Origin of the sequence: Azospirillum sp. INR13, from assembly GCF_015390205.1 — a bacterium.
Lineage (GTDB): Bacteria > Pseudomonadota > Alphaproteobacteria > Azospirillales > Azospirillaceae > Azospirillum.
In genome coordinates this window covers 1-23,755 of the sequence record NZ_VUOI01000002.1, presented here as the reverse complement: position 1 = coordinate 23,755, position 23,755 = coordinate 1, and the positions used below count along the sequence as shown (strand labels likewise).

The window sequence follows — 23,755 nt, the reverse complement described above, 5'->3', positions numbered from 1 at the left end:
GGATGGCACAATCCGGTCTTACGGAAGCGTTGAGGACGGTTCAGCGGAGGAACGGTCCCGCGATGGCCTCCAGCAGGGCGGCGAACTCCGCGGCGCGGGCCGCCGCCCCGTACCGCTCGGCGCAGCGCAGCGCGGCCCGGCCCGTAATCGCCCCGGCTGCCTCGCCTCCCTCCCGATGGCGGTACAGAAGGTCGAGCAGTCCCGCCGGACCGGTGAAGCGGAGGAAGTCCCGGTCCGGTTCGAACAGGCGTTCGGCCACCGATCCCTGCTCCGCCAGCAGCAGCGTGCCGGCGGACAGGGCCGCGACGACGAAGGGCTCGGCCTCCGCCGGCGGCTGGTCGCGGAGAAGCAGGGCCATCCGGCTGTCGGCCATCACCCCCGGCAGGTCGCGGTCGGCGAGTTCCCCCTGGTCATAGAGATGCAGGCCGGCCGGCAGGTCGCCAAGGCCGTCTCCGCTCAGGAAGAAGGTGGGGTCGCATTCCCCCCGGAACCCCAGCGGCGCCTTGGCCAGTTCCCGCAGGCAGTCGAGGCCGCTTCCCCCCTTCGGATCCACGGCTCCCCGGAAGACGATGTCCCAGCGCCGGCTGGAGGGCTCCGTTTCCGGCGGGCGGGGCAGGCAGGCGGGATGGAAGCGGACGGCACGGCCCGCACCCAGCGCGACCGCCTGTTCCAGACAGAGCGGATCGCCGCTGAGGATCAGGTCGAAGCCGCTCCAGTCGGTTCCCGGAGCCGGGGCCGCCGCGGCCCAACCGACGGTCAGGCGGGGGCGCCATGGCTGGGACGACGGCTCCGAAACGGACAGAAGGCGAGGATCGGTCCTCAGGGCATCCCCGATCCACAGGACATCGGGCCGCAGGCGCGCGATCCGCAATGCAGGCGGCTCCTCGCCGCCGGGGAGAGCGGCAAGGCACCGGTCGACCTCGTACCCCAACTCAGCCAGGGCGGAAATCGGGAACGGCGCATCGGCTGCCATACCGGCTTCGGGGCCGGCTTCGGGGCCGGTCTCTTCGACGACCTGCAGGATCCTCATGGACGTCTCCCATTCAGGCTTTTGCCTGCCCGCTCGACGAACAGGATCTGCCAGATCACCAGATTCATCATCGTCCACACCGACAGGGCCGTCGCCCAGTCATCGACGGTCCACGCCTTCGCCGCCGTCTTGCGCAGGATGGCGTCGCCCAGCCCCGGCCCGTCCCAGAACGGGCTTTCCCGCCACAGCCGGTGGGTGACGACCTCGCGGACGAGGTTGGACATCCCCCCGTTCAGCCATTCGATCATCGGGCTGTTGAAGCCCAGCTTGGACCGCCGCTTCCGGACGGTGTCGGGCATCAGCCCGGCCATGGCGTCGCGCAGGACCCGCTTGGTGTAGCCGCCGCCGATCTTGGCCTCCGCCCCCAGGGAAAAGCCCATGCAGACCAGCCGCCAGTCCATCAGCGGCATACGCACCTCGATGCCGTGCGCCATCGAGCAGCGGTCGAAATTCCGCAGGATGGAGGGAAGGAGCGTCGCGTGGAAGTCCTGGTACAGGCCGTCGTTGAGCTGGTTCATCGGCCAGTCCAGATACCAGGTGTAGCCGCCGAGCAGTTCGTCGCCGCCATGCCCGTCGAGCGACACGGTGACGCCGCCCCGCCGCATCTCGCGGTAGATCGACCAGATCGGCACGGTCAGTCCGGGATAGAGATCCTCGGTGGCCCAGACCGAATCCACGATGTGGCCGAGCGCGTCGTTCTGGTCGAAATTCCAGTGATGGGCGATGGCGCCGGTGTGCTCGACCACCATGTCGGCATAGACCCGCTCGTCGAGCATGGTGCCGGGGAAGCAGGCGATGAAGGCATGCCGCCAGTCCGGCGCATTGCGGGTCCCGCCCCCCGCCGGCTGGCCGGCGACATGGGCCATGGCCGAGGCGATGGCGCTGGAATCCACGCCGCCCGACAGGCAGGTGCCCACCGCCACGTCGCTGCGCAGCCGCAGCCGCACCGCGTCGAGGAACAGGCCGCGGAACATCTCGACCTGCTCCTCATAGCGCCTCGGAACGGCGACGAGATGGTCGCGGGTGTTCCACCAGCGGCGGAGAACCGGCGCCTCGCCAGCCCGGATCCTGAGCGTGCAGCCGGCGGGCAGCCGTTCGATCCCGCGCAGGATCGCCGCCGTCCGGGTGCCCTCTGCGGCCTGGGCGTTGGCGAGGGACAGCCGCGCCGCCTCCTCGTCCAGCCTCGCCTCGAAGCCGTCCAGCGCGGGGAAAGCCTTCATCTCCGATGCGAAGGCGAAGCGCGACGGGCCGTTCCAGTAATAGAGCGGCTTGATGCCGAAGCGGTCGCGGGCCAGGAACAGGGAGCGCTCCTCGCGGTCCCAGATGGCGAAGGCCCACATGCCGTTGAAGCGCAGCAGGCAGTCCTCGCCCCACTGCACATAGGCGGCGGCGACCACCTCGGTGTCGGTGCCGGTGCGGAAGACGTGGCCCAGCCCCTCCAGCTCGGTCCGCAGTTCCAGGAAGTTGTAGACCTCGCCGTTGTAGGTGATCCAGTAACGCTGCCCGTCGGCGCCGCCATAGGGCATCGGGTTTCGCCCGTCCGGGCTGAGGTCGAGGATGGCCAGCCGGCGATGCCCAAGCCCCAGATTGGCGTCGACCAGCGCGCCGCGGCCGTCCGGGCCGCGATGCGTCAGCATGTCGGTGAAGCGCAGCAGCTCCTGCTGGTCGATGGGGGCCGAGCGGTTCAGAATTCCGACGATGCCGCACATGGCCGATGGCCTCCTAGAGACCTCCGCCGCCCGGCCGCAGCCCGGCCGGGGTGGAGGTGGGGTGGACGTATGGATTACTGGCGGTAGCAGCCCTGCTGCGGCGCCTGGAAGTCCGCCTCGGAGGTCTTGCGGAGAAGCGCGAAGGTCAGGGCGTTGCTCATGTCCGGATAGCGCGCCACCAGATTGGGACCGATGTTCCCGTCGGTCAGGCGGTACAGGTTGCGGTCGGTCCCGAGGCAGATCATGACCACCTCGTAGCCGTTGGCGTAGGCCAGATCAAAGAAGAAGCCCGGCTGCACATTGTAGAGCCCGTGATTGGCCCAGCCAAAGGTCGGCGTCCAATGGATCATCGTCCCGCCGGCACGGGTGTGGTCATGGACGGTCTTGTAGAACTGGAACTGGTTGAAGATGTGCTCGGAGGTGCCGTTGTTGACGCAGAGGTCATACTGGCGGTCGAGCGACAGCGGACGGTTGAGGTCGGCCCGGATCGCGTCGGGCGTGCCGTGCAGATCGACGGCGGTGTAGGAGGACGGCGCATAGAGCGCCTCGTACAGCAGCTTCGCCGCCGCGAAATTCGGCCCCGGCCCGGCCGTCAGCCGCCGGGCGCGGTCGGTCAGGGAGGCGCGCACCGCATCGTCGGGAACGAGCGCCTGATCGGCGATCACATCCACGATGTTCAGCCCCAGCGTCTCGGTCTCGCCGAACTCCAGGATCCCCGGCCGCTTCGGCAGAAATCCGTTCTGATGGGCAACGCGGAGGAAGCGGTATTCCAGTGGGGAAATGGCCATGGCGGATCGGTCCTTCTCACGCGGCAATCAAGAGGCGGCAATCACGGGCGGCAATCATGGGGAATCGGCAAGGGACGGGATGCATCCCGTCCCTTGCCCTGCATCGCCAGGATGCCGGCGAACAGGTCGCGGTAGCGCCGGGCCTGGACGGCGGGGGCGAATTCACGCTCGGCATGGTTCCGCGCCTCCCGGCCGAGCTCGGCCAGATGGTCCGGCGCCTCGACGAGGCGGCGCAGAAGCGCGCCCAGGGCCGCGCCGTCGCCGGTGGGAACCAGCGCGCCGGTCCGGTCGGGCAGGACATGTTCCGGCACGCCGCCGACCGCGAAGCCGGCGACCGGCGTACCCGACGCGAAAGCCTCCAGCACGGTGTTGGGCAGGTTATCCTGGAGCGTCGGCAGCACCAGGAGGTCGGCCGCCGCATAGGCCAGATTGAGCGTCTCGCTGCTGTCCGTGCCGTTCAGATGCATGTGCGGGATCGGCGAGTCCGCCGGCGGGCGGCCCTTGCCGACGGTCAGCAGCCGGGTGACCGGACCGCCGGACAGCGCAGGCAGCGCCTGGCGCAGATGGCCGTAGCCCTTGCGCGGCTCCAGCACGTCATGGCCGACGAACAGCAGCAGCCGACCGTCGGCGGGCAATCCCAGCCGCGCACGCGCCTCCGCCTTGGCGATGGGCCGGAAGGCCTGGATGTCGACGCTGTTGGGGATGACGGAGACCGGCCGCCCGGCGAACAGGGTGCTGCGCGCCGCCTCCCCGGCCAGCCAGCGGCTGGGGGCGACGAGGTGGAGATGGCCGCCCCAGCCTGCCAGTAGGGCGCACTGCCGCTCCAGCATCCGGTGGGTGGCGTCGTTCGGATCGCCCGAACCATTCTTGGGACTGCCATCCTTCGGATCGATGTTCGGGCAGCGGCCACAGCCGGCGGTGAAGCCGTTGCAGTCGAAGGCATAATGGCAGCCGCCGGTGAAGGGCCGCATGTCATGCAGCGTCCAGACCACCGGGCGGGCGGCGTTGCCCGGCTGGAAGAACAGCTCCCAATCGAGGAAATCGGCCACCCAATGCAGGTTGACCAGATCGATGGGCGGGCGAGCGGCATCGGTCAGGCCGGCGAGCAGCGATGCCCCGCGCTCGGCAATGTCGAGGCTGAAATAGCCGCGCTCGGGACGCATATGCAGCGCCGCGGACGGGCCGAGACGGTCCCTGAACCGGGTGGCGAAGGCTTGCCGTGCCGCCGGATCGGTGGGAGCGGCCTGGATGACGGTGGGGTCGTCGGTCGCCCGCTCGCGGACGAGCATCCGGCTGTCCACCCCATCGGCACGCAACGCACGGTGCAGGCGGTTGGCCGCCTGGGCCGCCCCGCCGAAATTCTCGAAGCTGTTGACGATCGCGACCGACAAATTGGGCACAGGCGATGGAGTGGCAGCTGTCGCCGCGTCCCGGCGCATCAGACCGTCGCGAACCAGCCGGTCGAAGTTCCGGGCATAGACCACCATCCCGTAATCGCGCAGGCAGCGTTCCTGCCCGCGCCGCGCGATGGCCTCGCGCTCTTCTGGATTGTCGAGATGATGACGGATCGCGCGGAGCATATCCTCGTGGTCGCGGTAGGTGCCGACCTCCACCCCCGGCTCGAACAGGTCGGCCAGGGCGTCGCTCTCCTCGGTCAGCAAGAAGCTGCCGACGCCGGTCGCCTCGAACAGGCGCATGTTCTGGGCCCGGTGGGCGACCAGATCGATGTGGGAATTCAGCACGATCCGCCCGCTGCGCAGCGTGCGCAGCATGTCCTTCGCCCAGACGGCCGGCTGGAGATGGAAGCGGAGTTCCTCCGGCAGCAGTGCCGGATCGGCGTTGGCCAGGAAGCAGCCGAAGCTGAAATTCCGTCCCCGGTCGGAGGCGCGGGCGACCGCGACCAGACCGCGCAGCCGCTCCAGATGCTCGGCGGACCCCTGGCCGGAAAACACGACGTCCCATTGCTTGGGCTGATCCGCCACCGCATCGGCCAGGAAAGCGGGGAAGCCGGCCCGGAAGGGCTCGACCGCCCGGGCTCCCAGTTCCAGCGCGCGCCGGCGGCATCCTTCGTCGCTGGACAGCATCAGGTCGAAGGCCGACCAGTCGGTGCCCTGGGGGATGCTGGCCGCCCGCCAGCCGGCGACGAAGCGGGGCTTCCAGGACAGCCCGCGCAGGAAGCGGCTGTCGAACAGGATCGGATCGGTGACGTAGAGGATTTCGGGCCGGAAGGCTTCGACCTGCCGGGCGACCAGCCGGTACAGATCATCCCCGGTGCGCGGGACCGGAACGCCGTTCTCCTGCGCCCAACGGAACTGGGCCGGAACGCAGTTGGCGATGACCAGCTGGGTCTGGTGGCCCAGCTGCCCCATATGCGGGGCCACCAGATGCGACCCGGAAAACCCATCCTCCAGCAAGGCGCCGATCTGCGACGCGAAGGGCGCATCACGAAGTTCCGGGCGCCTTTCATAGAAAGTCCCGAGATACGCATCGTAGAAGGTGTGGATCTGCATCAGCCGCAAGGTGCGCGCTCCAGTATCAGGCGGGCCGGTATCGGACGGAACAGTCTCCGACCGCCCCTTACCGCCAGGCAAACACCGAGATCAGATACTTGCCGGTTTGCAGTTCCCGGAAGGGCGGCTTCTCGCCCTGCATCCAGGTCGCCTGATGGAGATCCGACAGCCCGTACCGGAAGCCGTTGTCCTCCAGCAGGCACAGCAGCCGGCCCAGGCTGGCGTCGGACTGGCCGAAGCAGTGGACCTCCAGCAGGATTTTGCGGACCCCGCCCAGTGCCCCGTCGCAATCGCGCAGGATGGCGAACTCCGCCCCCTCGACATCCAGCTTGAGCAGCGAAACGTCGCGGCCGGCGATCAGGTCGCGCAGACGCACCGACGGCACCGTCACCATGTCCGGCCCGCTTCCCCCTGAACGGACATGACCGGAGTCGTCGCTGGACCGTTCGAAGGTGATGCCGCCGCCGTCGATCCAGACCGCCTTGGCGTGCGGCGTGACCCCCGTCAGCTTCAGCGAGGCGACGTTGAAGGCCAGAACCTCGGCGATGGCGGGGTCGGCTTCGAAGGCGTGGATGGTCGCCTGGGGGAAGCGCCGGGCGAAGAACAGCGAGGCGAGCCCGATATGCGCCCCGCAATCGATGATCAGGGGGGCCGCCTCGTCGGTCTCGAACTCATAGAGGCGATGGTTCAGGATCTGCAGCGACTGGTAATAGAAGCTGTGCAGGTCGACGTAACGCAGCTCCACGCCGTCCGCCAGCAGGCGGCCCGGAACGCGGCGCGGAAACTTCGGCAGTTCCTTGGACAGATATCCCAGAATCTCGGTCAGGCTTCCCTGAAGAACCGGGATGCTGGCCGGCTTCTGGCCGGCACCCGTCTGACCGGCTTGGAGGGCGGATGGCTGCTGCAAGATGGCGCTCCTCAATCACGGCCTGCCGGCCGCGCGACCGCCAGGACGGCATCGCACACCCGGTCCACCTCGTCCTCGGTGATGGCGCCGCAGATGGGCAGGCTCAGCACATGATCGGCCGCATGCTCCGCCCGGGGCAGGGAGCCCGGGCCGGTTCCCCCCTGGCCGGTTCCCATCTCCGCGAAGGCCGGCTGGAGATGGAGCGGCACCGGATAATGCACGCCGCAGCCGATGCCGCGCGCCTGCAGCGCCGCCATGACCGCATCGCGGTCGGCGACCTCGACGACATAGAGGTGATAGACCGGCTCGGAAGCGGCCGGAGGCTCGATCACCTTGAAGCCGGCCGGCTTCAGCCGGGCGTCGTAGCGGGCGGCCCGCGACCGGCGGGTGCCGGTCCAGCCCCCCAGATGGGACAGCTTGACCGACAGGACGGCCGCCTGGAGATCATCCATGCGCTGGTTCTGGCCGACGACGTCGTGCAGGTATTTGGACCCGCGCTGCCGGCCATGGTCGATCAGCCGCTCGATCGTCTCGGCGACCGCGGCATCGCGGGCGACGACGAAACCGGCGTCGCCATAGGCTCCCAGATTCTTGCCGGGATAGAAGCTGAAGGTGCCGGCATCGCCCAGCGTGCCCAGCGCCTTGCCGCGCCAGCGGCCGAGATGGGCCTGGGCGGTGTCCTCCACCACGGCCAGACCGTGGCGGGCGGCGATTTCCAGGATGGCGTCCATGTCGGCGGCGGAGCCGTAGAGATGGACCGGGATGATCGCGCGGGTGCGCGGCGTCACCGCGGCGGCCACGGCGGCCGGATCGATGGCGTAGGACGCGGGATCGATGTCGACGAAGACCGGGGTGGCGCCGACATGGCAGATCGCTTCGGCGGTGGCGATGAAGGTGTGGGCGGTGGTGATCACCTCGTCGCCCGGCCCGACGCCGAGTGCCTGGAGGGCCAGCGACAGCGCCGCCGTGCCGTTGGAGCAGCCGCTGCCATGCGCCGCGCCCAAGGCCTCACGCCATGCGGCCTCGAAGGCGCGCACCGCCGGCCCCTTGATGAACTGCTGGCTGTCCAGCACCGCGGCGATGGCGGCGGCGACGTCGTCCTTCAGCGCGGCGTACTGGCGGCGCAGATTGACCAGCGGGATGCCCGCGTCCGTGCTCATCGCAGACCGAGGAGGCTGTGCTTGGGACGGAAGCGCATGCGCACCTCCTGTCCGCTGAAGATGGATTCGTATATGGCGGAGATCAGTTCCAGCGACTTGCGCCCTTCCAGCCCGTCGACCAGCGCCTTGCCGCCGTGATGGATGCAGTCCACCACGTCGCGCAGATAATGGGCGTGGCCGAAGCCGTAGACGTCGGGCGGGTTGCTGCGCGCCTCCTCCATCACCGTCTCGTCCTCGGGCAGGGGATCGGTGAAGCGCCAGGTGCGGATCTCGTTCACGGCGAAGCCGGCGATCTCGACCGTTCCCTTCTCGCCCAGGATCGACAGCGAGCCTTCCAGATTGTCGGGCCGGGCGGCGGTGGTCGCCTCGATCACACCCAGCGCCCCGGAGGCGAAGCGGACGACGGCGACGCCGGTATCCTCGGTCTCGATGTCGACCAGCGCGGTGCGCGCCTGGGCATAGACGGTCTCCGGCTCGCCCAGGAACCATTCCAGCAGGTCGACATGGTGGCTGGCCTGGTTGGCGAAGACGCCGCCGTCCTCGGCCCAGGTTCCGCGCCAGCCGTCCTGGTCGTAATAGCCCTGGTCGCGCCGCCAGCGGACGCGCACGGAGCCCATCACCAGCTTGCCGAAGCGGCCGGCCTCGAACGCCTCGCGCAGCTTGACGACGGGACGGTTGAAGCGGTTCTGCTTGACCACGAACAGCTTGACGCCGGCGACGTCGCAGGCGCGGATCATCGCGTCGGCGTCAGAGAGCGTCAGGGCCATCGGCTTCTCGACGACGATGTGCTTGCCGTGGGGGGCGAGCGCGATGGTCAGCGCGGCATGGCTGCCCGACGGGGTCAGGATCGACAGGACGTCGATCGCCGGCCCGCTGCGCTCCAGCATCTCCTCCGCCGACGCGAAATGCGGTACGCCGTAGCGCTCGCCGAAGGCCTGGGCACGGGTGATGTCGGTGTCGCAGACGGCGACGAGGTGGGCTCCGGAGATCTTGCCGCCGGCAAGAAGATCGGCGTGCCGGCGCGCGATGCGACCACAGCCGACGAGCGCGAACCCAAGCGAAGCGAGACCCTGCATCGGCAACCCAATCGGACACACATGAAGCGCATATGCGCTAAGGCATTCGCTTAGCACGGGGCCTTGTCCGGAGCCAAGCGAATGTATGAGGATATTTAACGGCCGGCGGCCCTCTGCTCAGGCTTGGCCGTGGCGGTCGAGATAGGCGGGGAAACGCGCCAGCATCTCCTCCTCGACGGCGGCGGGCATGCGTTTGCGGGCGGGCCTGTCCTCCAGCCCCGGCAAGGGCGGAGCCGGCGCCCGGAGAGCATCCTGGAAGCCGGCCAGCAGCGCGATCTCGGCCTCGTAATGGCGCCGCGCGAGCGTGGCGGGGGTGTCGTCCGGATAGACCGGCGTCGGCAGCGACAGGATGTGCTCCCCCCTGTCCACCTCGGCGTCGATGGCATGCAGGGAGACGCCCAGCGGCATGCCGTCATGCACCGCCCATTTGAAGGCGTCCAGCCCCCGCACCGCCGGGATCAGGCCGGAATGGACGTTCAGGACCCGCGTGCGCTCCAGCAGCCGCGGTCCGATCAGCGCGCCGACCGTCACCAGCATCAGTTCCGGCGGATCGGGGATGTCGTCGGCCGTGGCGACCTCGCGGTAGGGCAGCGAGAAGCGCCGGGCGATCCCGGCCGGATGGGCGGCGGCGAACTGGTCCGGGCGGTGCTGGAACAGGACCTTGCGCTCCGGCCGGGGCGTGAACGGCAGGGCGTAGACCTCGATATCCCAGCCCCCCCGCAGCAGAAGCCCGTGCAGCACCTGCTCGGTCTTCAGGTGGGGCAGGGCGTAGGTGAGGAGTCCAAGACGCATGTCGCCTCCCTTCTGCTGGACGGAAACGAAGCGTCCCGTCTTCCTTCTTCAGGCTTCAGAATCCTGCCAGGATGGCCTCGTCGAAACGGCCGTCGTCGTCCACTTCCCATTCGAAGGCCCGGGCGGGGTCGAGCGGGCGGTTGCGGGGCACGCTCTGGCAATCGCCGGGAGCGATTACCGCGCAGACGTTCAAAGCTTCCTGCCGCTTCTGCGACGCATAGACGAAGCGCATCGTCGCATTCGAGAAGGAGACGATGTCGCTGAGACCGCTGCGCGAGGCGATGAAGAAGCCGGCCTCCTCGACCAGCGCCGGCATATGTTCGTGCGGGCAGGCGAGGGGAACCGTGCCCTCGATGGTGTCCAGCCGGGCGTTCCCGAGCACCTCGGCGACGTTCGTGGCGACGTCATAGTCCCGTCGCTTCAAGGCTTGAACGAGTTCCTCCCACCAGGACATCGGTGGTGTCGTCGTGGAGCGGGAGAAGGGCGCCAGGATCACCGTACGGCCCGGCCGCAGGCCGCAGGTTTCCAGGATCGAGCGTGCGGCCTCCCGTGCTCCCTCGGGCATGCGGGGCGGGGCCGGTTCCGTATGGAAGGGCAGCCCCATGAGCATGCAATAGAGGTTGTTCAGCGTAACGACCTTGATCAGCACCAGCCAATCCGCCCGACTGCCGGGTCCACCGTTGCCGGCAAGGATCGGCTCGCCCTTCTGCACGGCGTGCAGCCGGGACAGGAAATCCCAACGGGGGTTGATGTGGACGACATGGTCGTAATCGCCGGCATAGAGCTTGCTGAGCGACCGGAAGGGCGGAGGCGCCACCAGGATCACCGGCCCGCCGTTCCGTTTCCGGAACGCCTTCAGGAAGCTCATGGCGAACATGACGTCGCCCGACCCGCCGGGGGTGAAGATGTACCAGGCCTCGTTCTCGTCGACACCGGCGCTCGCCGCGATGAGCTTGCGCAGATCTTCCCAATACAGGGAGGCGGCCAGTTGCTTGACGGCATCGTTCATGACCTGGCCGATGCGGCCGTTCGCCATGCCGACCGCGTCGGCGGCGATCCGGTCGGTCAAACTCTGCAGGAGCGGCAGGCTGGCACGGCCGCCCTTCACCATCTCCATGGCCGCCGCCAAATCATTCGTCCCGGTCACGCCCCATTCCCCCATTCCGCTCCGCATGCTCCGACCGCGCAGAAGCGCGCATCAGATCCGGCTCTTGTTACCCGCCGGCGGCAGATATGATTTTTCCTCGACGATGCTGGACCCCAGCAGCACATCGACCGCCTGCTTGATCCGGACCCGTTCCTTGTTGAGCAGGTAGGCGTCATGGAAGGTCTTCTCGGAGACCTTCCCGCCACTGGACCAGTTGGTCTCCATGACCTCGATCAGGTGCCAGGCATCGAGATTGACCGCCTTCAAACGAGCCTTGTAGTCCCCGATATCCTGACGGTCCTTCAGGATGGTTTCGAGCACGGCCGTCATCTTGGAAAGCTCGAAGCGGACATGGGCCAGTTTCGCCACGTCGCTGATCAAATCGGCCTTGATTTCGAGGATCGTGATCCTGTCGAGCAGTTCGCCCGGCGAAATTTCAATCGTAATCCGCATCTGTGATCCAAAACCCTGCCGTGCCATCTGGTGTCTTGCCGCACGACAAGCCTGGAACGGCCATCTCTTCCGGCCGTCGTGTCAACTGCGCACAAGCCCTATCAACGCCAAACAAGCCTGTCAACGAACGCCCGGACGTCCCATGGTGACAAACCGCAACGGCGCCTTGCACACGCGGCCCCGGCCCTTGGGCATTTCGCCATGGCAAGCGAACGGACGAGGCGCTACACCTAGCCCCCGTCGCCACCTTCGGCAGTCCCCTCGGGAGAGCAGCCCCATGTGCGGTTTCGCCGGCTTCGCCGGACCCGGCGGCGAGCGCGACCTCGCCGTCATGACCAGCATCATCCGCCACCGCGGCCCCGACGACGACGGCGTCCACATCGACACCAGCGGCGCCTTGGCCGTCCATCTGGGCTTCCGCCGCCTCGCCATCATCGACATCGAGGGCGGCCACCAGCCGATGGCGACGGCCGAGGGCGATCTGGTCATCGTCTACAACGGCGAGATCTACAACGCGCCCGAACTGCGCCGCGCGCTGGAGCAGGCCGGACACCGGTTCGTCACTGACCATTCCGACACCGAGGTGCTGCTGCACGGCTACCGGGAATGGGGCCTGGACATGCTGGAGCGGCTGAACGGCATGTTCGCCTTCTGCCTCTACGACCGGCGCCAGGGCCGGCTGGTCTTCGGCCGCGACCGCTTCGGCAAGAAGCCGCTGTTCTATGCCGAGACCGCCGACGGGCTGGTCTTCGCGTCGGAGGCCACGGCCGTCCTGTCGCACCCGACGGTGCCGGACACGCTGGACCGCACCGCGCTCGTCAAATATTTCGCCTACGGCTTCATTCCGGCGCCGCTGACCGCCCATGCCGCGGTGCGCAAGCTGCCGGGCGGCTGCAGCATGGTCTACGACCTGACCAGCCGGCGGCTGTCGGTCAGCCGCTACTGGGAATACCGGATGGTGGTGGACGACCAGCCGCCGGGCGGTCCCGACCAGTGGGCCGAGGAGCTGCGCGAGTTGCTGGACCGCGCGGTGGAACGCCGGATGCTGAGCGACGTGCCGGTCGGCTTCTTCCTGTCCGGGGGCATCGACAGCGCCGCCATCGTGGCGCTCGCCGCCCGCCACCGCGACCCGGCGTCGATGAAGACCTTCACCATCGGCTTCGATGAGCCGAGCTTCGACGAGAGCGGCTATGCGGCCGACGCCGCTCGCCATTACGGCACCGACCATGCCTGCCGCACGCTGAACCTCGACACCGCGGCGGGGATGCTGCCGGAGTTGCTGGGCCGGCTGGACGACCCGATCGCCGATCCCTCCATCCTGCCGACGCATCTGCTGTCGCGTTTCGCCCGCGAACGGGTGACGGTGGCGCTGACCGGCGACGGCGGCGACGAGCTGTTCGCCGGCTACGACACCTTCGACGCGCTGCGCACGGCGCGGCTCTACCATTATGCCGTTCCCCGCCCGCTGCACCGGCTGGCGGAGGCGGTGGCCCACCGGCTGCCGCGGTCGGACCGCAACATGAGCTTCGACTTCAAGCTGCGCCGGGCATTGCGCGGGCTGGGGCACCGGCCGGCGCACTGGATGCCGGCCTGGCTGGGTCCGGCGTCGGTGGAGGAGGTGTCGCGGCTGTTCGGCACCAGCCTGACCGCCGACGAGCTGTATGACGAGGCCGACGCCCTATGGCGGTCGGGCGCCAGCCGGCACGACGTCGACCGCTCCATCGAGTTCTACGGCCGCTTCTATCTGGGCGAGAATTTGCTGATCAAGGCCGACCGCGCCAGCATGTTCTGTTCGCTGGAGACGCGCTCGCCCTTCCTCGACCGCGACCTCGTCGCCTTCGTCAGCCGCCTGCCGGCCTCGGTGAAGCTGCAGCCGAACGGCGTGAGAGGCGGCACCCGCAAATGGATCCTGAAGAAGGCGATGGCCCCGCTGCTGCCGCCGGCGATCCTGTCGCGGCCCAAGAAGGGCTTCGGCATCCCGCTTAGCCGCTGGCTGCGCCACCTGCCCCAACCGCCGCTGGAGACCGCGGCGCGCATCGGGGTGGACGGCGCCTGGCTGGCGGCGCGCTGGGACGAGCATCGCAGCGGGCAGGCCGACCACCGCGGCCTGCTGTGGGCCTGGACCGCGCTCGCCACCGCGCTGGACCGCCCGGCCCAGACCCCGGCCCCGACCCCGGCACCGATGGAAAACGCCGCATGAGCTTAGACAGTCTGGATCGCCCGTTCCCCCAAACGCGCGGGGGAGCGGACATGCATGCCGTTGCCCGCTCCGATCTCCCCACCAATTCCCATGCTTCGTCCTTCCCCCGCATCCTAGTCGGGCTGCTGCTGGGGCTGGGGGGGCTGATCGTCGCCTACCAGTTCGGCATGAACATGCATGCCAGCACCGGCCTGCCCTATTGGGACGACTGGGGCTATTTCTTCGGCGCCGCCCAGGGCGTGCAGCAGCCGCTGACCTTCCATTCGATCTTCGCCAAGGACAGCGACCATGTCGCGCCCTTCTTCAAGCTGCTGACCCATGGGCTGTGGCAGGCCATCGGCGTCGATTTCCTCGCCTTCCGGCTGGTCGGCTGGCTGGCCTTCGCCGCCATGCTCGCCGCTTACGCCCTGGTTCTGCTGCGGGACTGCGTGCGCTCGGCCTGGGATGCGGTGCCGGTGGCGGCGGCCGGGCTGTTCCTGACCGGCACGCTGAACAACGAGTATTTCTATTACCAGCACATGGGGCTGGCCCAGCCGATCTTCTTCACCTGCCTGTTCCTGTTCCTGCACACGCTGGCCCGCGGGCGGCTGGCATTGGCAACGCTGTTCCTGCTGGCCTTCGGCTCCACCGGGGTGTTCGGCGCCAGCTATGCCCTTGGGGCGGCGGGGGCCGGGGCGGTGCTGGCGCTGCGTCAGGGGGGGAGTTGGCGCGAGCGTCTGGATGGCCGGATGCTGGTGGCGGTCGGCGGCGGGCTGCTGCTGACCGTGGCGATGCTGTGGATGACCTTCAGCGGCTCCTACGCCAACCACACCGGCCAGCCGCTGGTTCTGCCCTGGCACAGCGGCTTCTGGGCCTTCCTGCTGGGCGCCTTCGCCACCGCCGCCGGACTGCCGGTGGAGGCGGTGGGTGCGCCGCTGTCGCTGGCGGCGGGGGGGGCGGCCCTGGCGCTCTGCCTGATCCCGGCGGCGGGCCTGCTGCTGGGCTGCGCCGGACGGGAGAACCGCAACTCCGCCCTGGCCATCGCCGGGCTGATCGCCGGGGCGGTGATCGTCACCATGACCACCGCGCTGGGCCGGGCCGGGCTGTGCGGCGAGGGCATCGCCAACGCCATGCGCTGCGGCACCATCCCGCGTTACGCCTATCCGGTCCTGCTGGCCTTCCCCGCCGCGGTCGCCGGCTGGACGCTGCTGCTCGGCCGCCGGACGGGGGTGGGGGGTGGCGTCGGGACCATCGCCGGTATGGTGCTGGTGGCGGCGCTCGCCGTCGGCCACGGTGCGGGTACGGACACCTTCTGGCGGCATTGGAGCGTCGCCGGCCTCAACCGCATGGTGGCGGAGCGCGATGCGGCGGCGGAGCGCTGCGTCGCCACCCACCTGCAATCGATCCGCGCGCCCGCCGGAATGGACTGGAGCCAGCCGCTGGTCTGCCACTCCGCCTCGCCGCGCAACATCGCGCCCTTCCTCCAGGCCGCCTACGACCTGAAGGCCGGCTTCGTGCAGGCGATCCTGGCCGATGCCGCGAGCCGGCCGGAGCAGGGGACACTGGCCGCCCTGCTGCGGGCCGGCCAGCTGGACGAAGCCTCGGCACGGCTGCGGCTGGACGTGCCGCCGCGCGACGGCGGACTGCACGGCTCGCTCGACCGCTTCGTGCGGCTTCCCTCCGGCTCGCTGGCCGCGCTCGGCTGGGCGGTCGATGCGGCGGTGCCGGCGCCGGCCGCCTTCGTCCTGCTAGGGGTGGGCGACCGCATCGTGGCAACATCCCCGACCGGCGGCGCGCGGCCCGACGTCGCCGCCGTGCTGAAGGACGGGCGGATGGCGGACAGCGGCTTCACCCTGCCCGTTCCGCCTGAACTGGCCGGTCAGCGGGTGCGGCTGTTCGTGCTGGGCCATGACGGCGGGCTGAAGGAGCTGACGCCCCCCGGCGGGGTGGCGGCGACGCCCTGATATCGGGTTCGGAAAGTTCTGACTTTCCGAACCCGATATCGCCCGCGACTGCGGGCGCGCGCCGATGGGCGCGAAGCCTGCGTGGCGTATGAACGCAGCGGTCAGAATTCTTCTGACCGCGTATGATGCGAAAAGGCCCCGCACCGGGAACGGTACGGGGCCTTTTTCTTATTGGGCCGATCAATCCCGGATGCTGCGGTCCGGCGGCGGCGGCTCGTCGAAGTTCAGCATGGTCTTGATGGAATAGTGGCTCTTGCCCTGGCTCTCGAAATAGATGCGGACCAGCAGCTCGGCCAGCAGCCCCATCAGGATGCACATCACGCCGGTGACCAGCCCCATCGTCACCAGGAGCGGCAGCGGCGTCAGGATGAAGGAGATGCCGTCGACCAGCTTCAGGTAGATGGCATAGATGCCGGCCAGCACCGACAGCCCCATGAACATCAGGCCGGCGAAGCCGAAGATGTAGATCGGCTTGGTCTCGTATTGGGTCAGGAACTTCACGACGACGAGGTCGAGCACGACCTTCAGCACCCGCTCCAGCCCGTATTTCGACTGGCCGTGGCGGCGCGGGTGGTGGCGCACCGGCATCTCGGTCAGCTTGGCGCCCTGCCAGCGGGCGTAGATCGGCACGAAGCGGTGCATCTCGCCGTAAAGCCGGTAGCCCTGCAGCATCTGGCGCCGGTAGGCCTTCAGCGTGCAGCCATAGTCGTTCAGCTTCACGCCGGAGATGGTGGAGATCAGCTTGTTGGCCATCTTGCTCGGCAGCGTGCGCAGCAGGAAGCCGTCCTGCCGGTCGGCGCGCCAGCCCGACACCACGTCGTACCCCTCGTCCAGCTTGGCGAGCAGCCCGCCGATGTCCTGCGGGTCGTTCTGCAGGTCGCCGTCCATCGGCACGATGACGTCGCCGCGGGCATGGTCGATGCCGGCCATCATCGCCGCGGTCTGGCCGACGTTGCGGCGGAAATTGATGACGCGGATGCGGCGGTCGGACGCCACGCGCTGCAGTTCCGCCTCCGTCCCGTCGGTGGAGCCGTCATTGACGAAGATGACCTCGAAGCTGCGCCCCAGCCCGTCGAGCGCCGGGATCAGCCGGCCGCACAGGGGGGCGATGTTGTCCTCCTCGTTATAGACCGGGATCAGGACCGAGACGGAAACCGTGCCGGTGTCCATGGCGGCGGATCCGGGGGTAAGCAGGAGGGTCATCGAACGGGTCCGGAGGCTGCGGGGTCATCTGTGGAGGCGATGCCGGGCCATGGTATGGCCGCTGGATCCGGCAAGCGCAACGGATAATTGGGTCGCGTGCCGCCGCCTCAGGCCGCGCGGCGCTCGCGCAGAACGGTCAGGTCGATGACGGCGCCCAGCAGGGCCACCATCACCTGGAAGGCGAGGATGCCAAAGCCGAGCGCCAGTGACTGAGCATGCGGGACGCCCACCAGATCAAGCAGGCCGACCAGAGACGCCTCGCGCAGGCCGATGCCGGCAAGGGTGACCGGCATCAGCACGATCACCGACATCAGCCCGATCACGGCGCACCAGACCGAAAAGGGCTGATCGATGCCGACCGCCAGCCCCAGGGCCTGGCTGCCGGCGACCGCCGCCAGCTGGACCGCGATCCCGCCGGCGACGGACAGCACCGCCCGCCCCGGCCGGCGCATCTGGCCGCGCCAAGCCTCCAGAAAACGGCGCAACGGTCCAAGCAGCCAGGCTTCGCGCTTTGACCCTGCGCGCCAGCCGAGCAGAGCCAACAGAAGGGCACGGGCCGGTGCCCAGGCCAGCAGCACGGTCGCCACGGCCAACCCGGCCAGCACCAGCCCGACGGCGACCAGAAGCCCGTCGCCGAAACGCGCCGACTGCACCGCCAGACCGCCGCCGGTCAGCAGCAGCAGCCCGGCGACCCCCGTCACCTTGTCGAAGGCCACCGCCGAGACGATGCGGCCGCCGTCCCCCTCTCCCCGCCCTTCGTCGCGGCTGAGCCGGTAAGCCTTCACCGCCTCCCCCGCCAGCTGGCCCGGCAGCACCAGCGCGTAGAGCTGCGCCACCAGCGTGTAGGCGAGCAGCCGCCCCGCCCGCAGTTCCGGCAGCAGCACCCGCAGCTTCAGCGCGTTCAGCACATGCATCAGGAAGAACAGCAGGCCGGCGAGCGCCATCAGCCCCGGCGACGCCACCGCCAGCACCCGTCCGACTTCCGCCACGTCGACCCGCCACAGCAGCAGGACGACCAGCAGCGCGCTGACCAGGGCTTTCAAGCGGGGACGCATTTAAACAAGCCTTTTCATGAAGTCATGAAGTGATGTGATGGGTTTATTTGGAGAAGTGCCGCTGGATGCCCCTCTCCAACCCTTCCCTGCACTTACGACCCCGGCCGGCGGGCCAGCACGTAGATGTAGTCGCCATGCGACCAGGAGTTCAGGCGGAAGATGTGGTACAGCGCTTCGGCGAGGAAGCGCCGGCCGGGACCGTAGTCGCCCTCGGTGCCCTGGCCGCTGGCGGCCCCCAGCACGTTGCGGTAGAGCGGCGAGAAGAAGGGGAAGCCCCATTCCACCACCCGCTCGATCTCCAGCCCGACCGACTTGATCTTGGCCTGCAGCTCGCCGCGGGCATAGTTGCGGTGGTGGCCGACGGTGCGCTCGAAGTCGCGCATCCGCCCCTGCAGGGTGGAGACCAGCAGGTAGCGGCCGGTCATGGCGGCGAGGTTGCGGAGCGCCGCGACATCGTCCTCGATATGCTCGACCACGTCGGTGCAGACCACCAGATCGAAGCGGCGGTCGAGATGGCCGGCGGCGACGTCGAGCAGCCCGAACTCGGCATTCGGTGCGCGGCGGCGGGCAACGTCGATGGCCTTGGCGGCGAAATCGAGGCCGGTGTAGCTGGCCTGCGGCTTCAGCGGCATCAGCGTGGCGAGCAGCGAGCCCTGGCCGCAGCCGACGTCAGCCAAGCTGTCGTAGTTCAGCGGGCGCACCATCTCGGTGACGATGCGGCGCAGATGCCGGCCGGTCGGGCCGTATTTGCGCATGTCGTTCCAGCGCCGTTCCCAGCTGTCGTCGTAATCGACACCCCCCGGGTGATCGGCCGCGGCAGCAGCGAGAGGAGAGGTGGCGGACTTGAATGCGTCGTCGCTCATGCGGGCCTCCGGCGCAGGATGAATTCGTTGCAGCCCGTCGGCACGCGCGGCGGGCGGACCTCCAGCATGTCGAAGCCGAGCGCGTCCATCCGCGCCCGCACCTCGTCGGCACTGGCATATTCATAGGGGTAGCCGCCGAGCCAGTCGGTGACGTCCACCCAGAACTCCATGCCGCGCTCCTTGCGCAGCGGGTTGGAGCCGGTGATCGCCCAGGTCGCCAGGAACATCAGTGATCCCAGCGTCCAGTCCCAGACTTTCCGAAGGAAGCCCGGCGATAGGTTGTAGACGATCTTGATCAGGGTCCAGATCGGCGAGGTCCAGTGGCGGTTGTAGAGCGCCAGCACGAAGGTGCCGCCCGGCGCCACCAGCGGAGCCACCGTCTCGATCGCCGGCCACATGGACCCGGTGTGGTGCAGCGAGCCCCAGGCATAGACCACGTCGAAGCGGCCGAGCGAGCCGACGAAACCGGTGTCCAGCGCCGAACCACGGCGGAACTCGATGCGGTCGGCCAACTCGGGCGCGAAGCGGCCCAGGTTACGGCGGGCGACCTCGACCCCGGTCGGGTTGACGTCGAAGCCCAGCGCGCGGGCGACGCCCAGCTTGCCGGCGGCGATGGTGAACAGGCCGGAGCCGGAGCCGACGTCGCAGAAGCTGGCGTCCTTCAGCCGGTCGGTTCCGACCAGCCCCTTCAGGCTGTCGATGGCCGCCACCAGCCGCGGCTCGTCCAGCACGGTGCGCGAGTAATGGTCCCAGTTCTCGCCGAAATCGAAGGCCAGGGCGGGAGTGCCGGCAGGGATTCCGCCCCCGCCTTCCGCCGTCTTCACCGGTTCCGCCACGCTGTCCGATCCCTTGCTGTCCGAGCCGATCTGCCGCGCCGCCATACGCTCCCGAAAGCCGCCGGATGTCAACAGCACGTCAAGCGGCGCCCTTCACTCCGCCCCCTCACTCCGCTTGCGCCGATCGGACCCGTCCCGCCGCCGCACGGCCGGCGAGCGCCAGGTCGCGGTAGGCGGCGGCGACGGCGCGCCAGGAGAAATGCTCGACCACCCGGCGGCGGCCGCCCTCGCCCAGCCGGCGGCGCAGGGCCGGGTCTTCGGCCAGACGGGTGATGGCGGCGGCAAGCGCCGGGGTGTCGTCGGCGTCCAGCATCAGGCCGGTCTCCTCCTCCACCACCAGATCGCGGTTGCCGGCGATGCGGGTCGCCACCACCGGCAGGCCGGCGGCCATCGCCTCCAGAACCACGTTGGGCATGCCCTCGTCGCGCGAGGGGAAGACGAAGGCGTCGGCGGCGCGGTAGGCGGCGGGCAACTCGTCGCGACCGAGCCAGCCGCGGAACGTCACCTGCCCCGACAGGCCGAGCCGGGCGGCCTGCGCCTCCAGCTCCGACCGGGTGGGGCCGTCGCCGACGACGGTCAGGTCGATGCGGCCGCGCAGAACCGGCGACAGGCTGGCGAGTGCCTCGAACAGCACGTCCAGCCCCTTCTGCCGCACCACCCGGCCGACGAACAGCAGCGACAGTCGGTCACTCGTGCTCCGTGCTTCGGCGGGTGAAAAGCGGGCGGCATCGACGCCGTTGGGGATGATGGCGATGGGCTGGTCGGGAGCGAAGCGGCGGGCGAGGTCGGCCAGCCCCTCGCTGTTGGCGACGACGGCCGAGGACCGGCGCCACAGCCAGCCGATCACCGGCCCGGCCAGCCGGTGGTAGAGCGAGATGCCGTCATACTGGAAGCCCGGCACGTCGCCGCCGCGCAGGCTGACCGCATAGGGCACGCCGGACAGCGCCTTCACCATCCAGGCCGCCGGGCCGCAGGGCAGGCCGAAATAGGCGATGGTGGCGTCCGGGCGCCAGCGGGCGGCGATCCAGGGTGCCATCACCAGCGAACTGGCGAGGAAGGCCAGCATCTCCACCACCGAACTGCGGTCGCGGCGACGGCGCAGGGTGGGGATGCGGCGGATCTCCACCCCGTCGGCCCGGCGTTCCACCCGCGGCAGATCGCCGAAGGCGGAGGTCAGCACCAGCACCTCCTCGCCCAGGGCCGCCAGTTCGCGGGCGGTGTTGTCGGTGGCGTTGGCCGCCCCGCCGCCCAGCGGCGGAAATTCGTAATTGATCAGCAGAAGCCGTGCCATGCCGCGCGCCACATTCCCCGTTCGACTAAGAGTGCAGATCAGAACCGGTCTGGGGTTGAGGACAATCAATGCCTTCAGCACATCATACCGGGGTTTTGATAGACACTCTAAGCAGGTTTTCCGAACTCCGCCCACAAATGGGCGGGCTCGGAAAACCTGCAAAACTATAGAGTCCGCAGGTTTCTCCAGGCCGGGCCTGTGGCCCGATCTGGAGAAACCTGCTTAGCGCCATTGATGGGCGGTGAGCGGCGGCGATGCAAGCGGTCACGGCTTCACTGGCCGGCCCCACCTGCCACCCCACCTCCGTCCGGCCGGTGCCGGTCCTTTGCAGCACCGGTCATCTCTGCTACTGATCGCACCGGTTTCCGATGCCGTCCGAAACCAGTTCCTCAACCGGGGCGATGCGGTCCTTCATGAACATCCAGCAAGCCTTCGCCACGGCTCTCGGGTTCCAGCAAAGCGGCCGGACCGGAGAGGCCGCCCGGCTGTATGGCGAGATCGTCGCCGCCGACCCCCAGTTCGCCCCCGCCGTCAACAATCTGGGGCTGCTGCGTGCGGACGCCGGCCGCGATGGGGAAGCGGTGGCGCTGTTCCGCCGCGCCCTGAGCCTGGCGCCGACCTCACTGAACGGTTGGATCAACCTGGGGGCGCTGCTGGTCCGGCTTGGCCGGCCGGAGGAAGGGGTAAGGGCCTACCACGCCGCGATCCGTCTGAAACCCGACCAACCGGCCCTGCTCAATGAACTGGGTGTCCAACTGGAACGGCTGAAACGCGCCAACGAAGCCAGCGACATCTTCGCCCGCGCCTTCGCCATGGCGCCCGACGATGCGGAGATCGCCAACAACCACGGCGCCATGCTGCGCATGGCCTACCGGCTGGACGAGGCGGCGGCACGCTTCCGCCGCGCCATCGCGCTGAACCCGCAGCATGCCGGGGCCTACAGCAACCTGGGCTCCACGGTGAAGGACAAGGGCGTCTTCTGGGAAGCGCTGCTGGCCTTCCGGCGGGCCACCCGGCTGGATCCGAACTTCGCCGGTGCCCATTGGAACGAAAGCCTGGTCCGGCTGCTGCTGGGCGACTTCGTCAAGGGCTGGCGGGGCTATGAATGGCGCTGGAAGCATGGCCGCCTGCCCTCGCCGCAACGCAGCTTCGTCCAGCCGCGCTGGGACGGGTCGCCGCTGAACGGCCGGCGGCTGCTGGTTTATTGGGAACAGGGCTTCGGCGACGTGCTGCAGTTCGTGCGCTATCTGCCGCTGCTGGCCCGGACAGCCGGGGGAGGAACGGGGGGACAGCCGATCTATCTGGAATGCCAGAAGGCGCTGCTGCCGGTGCTGCGCCGCCTGCCCGGCACCATCGCGGTGGAGACCGGCGGACCGCTGCCCGACTTCGACGTGCAGATCCCGGTGCTGAGCCTGCCGGCGCTGTTCGGCACCCGGCTGGAAACGGTGCCGGCCCGTGTCCCCTATTTGACGGCGGAGCCCGATCTGACGGCGCGCTGGGGCGAGCGGCTGAAGGGGCTGGCAAAGGACGGGAGCGGCCTGAAGGTCGGCATCGTCTGGGCGGGATCGCCGAGCCACGGCAACGACAAGAACCGCTCCATCGGGCTGGCGCCCTTCGCAAGGCTGGCCGCCATTCCCGGCGTCAGCCTCGTCTCCATCCAGAAGGGACCGACCGAGGGTCAGGCCGCCAATCCGCCCGGCGGCTTCCCCCTGCTGAACCTGTCGCCCGACATCCACGACTTCGCCGACACCGCCGCCATCATGGCCGGCCTCGACCTCGTCGTCTGCGTCGACACCTCCGTCGCCCATCTCGCCGGCGCGCTCGGCGTCCCGGTCTGGGTGATGGTTCCCTTCGCCCCCGACTGGCGCTGGATGCTCGACCGCGACGACAGCCCCTGGTACCCGACCATGCGCCTGTTCCGCCAGGACCGGCCCGGCTCCTGGGAAAACGCCCTGGACCGCCTGGAGCAGGCGCTCCGCCAACGCGCCGCCGGATAAGGATCAGAGGGGGGCGTAGGGGCCGTCGCGGTGGACCATCACCACATCCACCTGCCACATCCGCTCGTCACCGGGGCGGTAGAGGGGATCGACGATGTCCCAGACCTGGAAACCATAAGGTGCCATGGCGTCGATGATGCGAGGCAGGCGGGCATCGTTGCCGGCCACCGTCGCCTCGATCACGAAGACGGCGTCCGGCCGCATCAGGGTGACGGCGCCGGCCAGCACCTCCAGCTCCAGACCATCGACATCGATCTTCACCAGCATCGGCCCGGCATAGCCGCGCTCCGCGCACAGGCTGTCGAGCGAGACGCCGGGCACGCTGCGCAGGCCCGGCGGGGCGTCCCCGCCCTCCGGAACGACGGAGGAATAGAGCCGGTCGTCGGACACCGCCAGCGGGACCATGCCATCCCGGCTGGTGACGGCAGCGATGCGGTATTCGGCGCTGCGCAGCTGCCCGCACAGGGCCTGCAGGGCGGACTCGTTCTCGGCCACCGGTTCGATCAGCACATGGTGGCTGTCGGGAAAAACCTCGTAGAGCGGCGGGGTGCCGGTCTGGGCGCCGACATCGATCACGGTGGCGGGACGGAAGCCCCGGTCGCGCAGGAGCGTAAGCGTCTTGTGCTTGCTCTGGCGGACCATCGTCCGCTGGGAGCGGATCAGCCCAAGCAGCGTCGCCGCCATCGGATTGCCCGGACTGACCCGGAGGATGGCGCGATAGAACTCTTCCGCCCGCTCAAGGTCACCGGAGAGATGGACGTCGAAGGCGATCTTGAGGCCATCGGCGATGCTCAC

Annotated in this window: 19 protein-coding genes; 3 read left to right on the top strand and 16 right to left on the bottom strand. The window is 69.1% G+C overall.

The window, feature by feature from the left end:
* Nucleotides 1-40 precede the first annotated feature (40 nt).
* The 10 genes from F1643_RS01980 to F1643_RS01935 form a co-directional block, all read right to left on the bottom strand.
* Nucleotides 41-1,030, bottom strand: coding sequence for a glycosyltransferase (locus F1643_RS01980; RefSeq protein ID WP_194910220.1), 990 nt, complete (start codon nt 1,028-1,030; stop codon nt 41-43).
* Nucleotides 1,027-2,739 carry an asparagine synthase (glutamine-hydrolyzing) gene (asnB, locus tag F1643_RS01975; protein WP_194910218.1) on the bottom strand — a complete coding sequence of 571 codons (1,713 nt, stop codon included), beginning with the start codon at nt 2,737-2,739 and terminating at the stop codon, nt 1,027-1,029. Before asnB (F1643_RS01975) ends, F1643_RS01980 begins: the two co-directional genes overlap by 4 nt.
* Before the next feature lie 74 nt (nt 2,740-2,813).
* Nucleotides 2,814-3,527, bottom strand: coding sequence for a hypothetical protein (locus F1643_RS01970; RefSeq protein WP_194910215.1), 714 nt, complete (start codon nt 3,525-3,527; stop codon nt 2,814-2,816).
* 41 nt (nt 3,528-3,568) lie between these two features.
* Entirely contained in the window at nt 3,569-6,037 is a 2,469-nt protein-coding gene (locus F1643_RS01965) for a glycosyltransferase (protein ID WP_255542338.1), read from the bottom strand.
* Between the two features lie 67 nt (nt 6,038-6,104).
* Nucleotides 6,105-6,944, bottom strand: coding sequence for an FkbM family methyltransferase (locus F1643_RS01960; RefSeq protein ID WP_194910212.1), 840 nt, complete (start codon nt 6,942-6,944; stop codon nt 6,105-6,107).
* Nucleotides 6,945-6,955: 11 nt separating this feature from the next.
* Nucleotides 6,956-8,104: a DegT/DnrJ/EryC1/StrS aminotransferase family protein gene (locus tag F1643_RS01955; RefSeq protein WP_194910210.1), complete on the bottom strand. Its 1,149-nt coding sequence runs from the start codon at nt 8,102-8,104 to the stop codon at nt 6,956-6,958.
* On the bottom strand, nt 8,101-9,180 hold the full coding sequence (locus tag F1643_RS01950) for a Gfo/Idh/MocA family protein (RefSeq protein ID WP_194910208.1): 1,080 nt from the start codon (nt 9,178-9,180) through the stop codon (nt 8,101-8,103). The genes F1643_RS01955 and F1643_RS01950 overlap by 4 nt, the downstream gene beginning before the upstream one ends.
* Nucleotides 9,181-9,297: 117 nt before the next feature.
* Nucleotides 9,298-9,972 carry a formyltransferase family protein gene (locus F1643_RS01945; RefSeq protein WP_194910206.1) on the bottom strand — a complete coding sequence of 225 codons (675 nt, stop codon included), beginning with the start codon at nt 9,970-9,972 and terminating at the stop codon, nt 9,298-9,300.
* A 55-nt stretch (nt 9,973-10,027) separates the two neighbouring features.
* On the bottom strand, nt 10,028-11,119 hold the full coding sequence (locus F1643_RS01940) for a hypothetical protein (RefSeq protein ID WP_194910204.1): 1,092 nt from the start codon (nt 11,117-11,119) through the stop codon (nt 10,028-10,030).
* Nucleotides 11,120-11,170: 51 nt separating this feature from the next.
* Nucleotides 11,171-11,572, bottom strand: coding sequence for a DUF6165 family protein (locus tag F1643_RS01935; RefSeq protein ID WP_194910202.1), 402 nt, complete (start codon nt 11,570-11,572; stop codon nt 11,171-11,173).
* 277 nt (nt 11,573-11,849) lie between these two features.
* Here F1643_RS01935 and asnB (F1643_RS01930) point away from each other — a divergent pair, with 277 nt between their 5' ends.
* Nucleotides 11,850-13,772, top strand: a complete 1,923-nt coding sequence (asnB, locus tag F1643_RS01930; protein WP_194910200.1) for an asparagine synthase (glutamine-hydrolyzing) — start codon at nt 11,850-11,852, stop codon at nt 13,770-13,772.
* 50 nt (nt 13,773-13,822) lie between these two features.
* Complete coding sequence (locus F1643_RS01925; protein ID WP_255542309.1) at nt 13,823-15,715, top strand: hypothetical protein; 1,893 nt, start codon at nt 13,823-13,825, stop codon at nt 15,713-15,715.
* A 180-nt stretch (nt 15,716-15,895) separates the two neighbouring features.
* On the opposite strand, the gene F1643_RS01920 is transcribed toward F1643_RS01925, so the two are convergent.
* The 5 genes from F1643_RS01920 to F1643_RS01900 all read right to left on the bottom strand — a co-directional run bounded on the left by F1643_RS01920 (nt 15,896) and on the right by F1643_RS01900 (nt 20,963).
* Nucleotides 15,896-16,918, bottom strand: a complete 1,023-nt coding sequence (locus tag F1643_RS01920) for a glycosyltransferase family 2 protein (RefSeq protein ID WP_206692254.1) — start codon at nt 16,916-16,918, stop codon at nt 15,896-15,898.
* Nucleotides 16,919-17,025: 107 nt separating this feature from the next.
* Entirely contained in the window at nt 17,026-17,973 is a 948-nt protein-coding gene (locus tag F1643_RS01915; protein WP_194910190.1) for a lysylphosphatidylglycerol synthase transmembrane domain-containing protein, read from the bottom strand.
* Between the two features lie 92 nt (nt 17,974-18,065).
* Nucleotides 18,066-18,836: a trans-aconitate 2-methyltransferase gene (locus F1643_RS01910; RefSeq protein ID WP_194910188.1), complete on the bottom strand. Its 771-nt coding sequence runs from the start codon at nt 18,834-18,836 to the stop codon at nt 18,066-18,068.
* Nucleotides 18,833-19,750, bottom strand: coding sequence for a class I SAM-dependent methyltransferase (locus F1643_RS01905; RefSeq protein WP_370540435.1), 918 nt, complete (start codon nt 19,748-19,750; stop codon nt 18,833-18,835). The genes F1643_RS01910 and F1643_RS01905 overlap by 4 nt, the downstream gene beginning before the upstream one ends.
* 28 nt (nt 19,751-19,778) lie before the next feature.
* Entirely contained in the window at nt 19,779-20,963 is a 1,185-nt protein-coding gene (locus F1643_RS01900) for a glycosyltransferase family 4 protein (protein WP_194910185.1), read from the bottom strand.
* Between the two features lie 413 nt (nt 20,964-21,376).
* Here F1643_RS01900 and F1643_RS01895 point away from each other — a divergent pair, with 413 nt between their 5' ends.
* Nucleotides 21,377-22,960 (top strand): tetratricopeptide repeat protein, encoded by a 1,584-nt coding sequence (locus F1643_RS01895; protein ID WP_194910183.1) that lies wholly within the window; start codon nt 21,377-21,379, stop codon nt 22,958-22,960.
* A 3-nt stretch (nt 22,961-22,963) separates the two neighbouring features.
* On the opposite strand, the gene F1643_RS01890 is transcribed toward F1643_RS01895, so the two are convergent.
* On the bottom strand, nt 22,964-23,755 hold a 792-nt coding region (locus tag F1643_RS01890; RefSeq protein ID WP_206692253.1), incomplete at its 5' end, for an FkbM family methyltransferase.

What these genes read in the sequence shown, in the direction of transcription:
- F1643_RS01980 (WP_194910220.1), bottom strand. Translation starts at nt 1,030, where the DNA reads ATGAGGATCCTGCAGGTCGTCGAAGAGACCGGCCCCGAAGCCGGCCCC.
- asnB (WP_194910218.1), bottom strand. Translation starts at nt 2,739, where the DNA reads ATGTGCGGCATCGTCGGAATTCTGAACCGCTCGGCCCCCATCGACCAG.
- F1643_RS01970 (WP_194910215.1), bottom strand. Translation starts at nt 3,527, where the DNA reads ATGGCCATTTCCCCACTGGAATACCGCTTCCTCCGCGTTGCCCATCAG.
- F1643_RS01965 (WP_255542338.1), bottom strand. Translation starts at nt 6,037, where the DNA reads ATGCAGATCCACACCTTCTACGATGCGTATCTCGGGACTTTCTATGAA.
- F1643_RS01955 (WP_194910210.1), bottom strand. Translation starts at nt 8,104, where the DNA reads ATGAGCACGGACGCGGGCATCCCGCTGGTCAATCTGCGCCGCCAGTAC.
- F1643_RS01950 (WP_194910208.1), bottom strand. Translation starts at nt 9,180, where the DNA reads ATGCAGGGTCTCGCTTCGCTTGGGTTCGCGCTCGTCGGCTGTGGTCGC.
- F1643_RS01945 (WP_194910206.1), bottom strand. Translation starts at nt 9,972, where the DNA reads ATGCGTCTTGGACTCCTCACCTACGCCCTGCCCCACCTGAAGACCGAG.
- F1643_RS01935 (WP_194910202.1), bottom strand. Translation starts at nt 11,572, where the DNA reads ATGCGGATTACGATTGAAATTTCGCCGGGCGAACTGCTCGACAGGATC.
- asnB (WP_194910200.1), top strand. Translation starts at nt 11,850, where the DNA reads ATGTGCGGTTTCGCCGGCTTCGCCGGACCCGGCGGCGAGCGCGACCTC.
- F1643_RS01925 (WP_255542309.1), top strand. Translation starts at nt 13,823, where the DNA reads ATGCATGCCGTTGCCCGCTCCGATCTCCCCACCAATTCCCATGCTTCG.
- F1643_RS01920 (WP_206692254.1), bottom strand. Translation starts at nt 16,918, where the DNA reads ATGACCCTCCTGCTTACCCCCGGATCCGCCGCCATGGACACCGGCACG.
- F1643_RS01915 (WP_194910190.1), bottom strand. Translation starts at nt 17,973, where the DNA reads ATGCGTCCCCGCTTGAAAGCCCTGGTCAGCGCGCTGCTGGTCGTCCTG.
- F1643_RS01910 (WP_194910188.1), bottom strand. Translation starts at nt 18,836, where the DNA reads ATGAGCGACGACGCATTCAAGTCCGCCACCTCTCCTCTCGCTGCTGCC.
- F1643_RS01900 (WP_194910185.1), bottom strand. Translation starts at nt 20,963, where the DNA reads ATGGCACGGCTTCTGCTGATCAATTACGAATTTCCGCCGCTGGGCGGC.
- F1643_RS01895 (WP_194910183.1), top strand. Translation starts at nt 21,377, where the DNA reads ATGAACATCCAGCAAGCCTTCGCCACGGCTCTCGGGTTCCAGCAAAGC.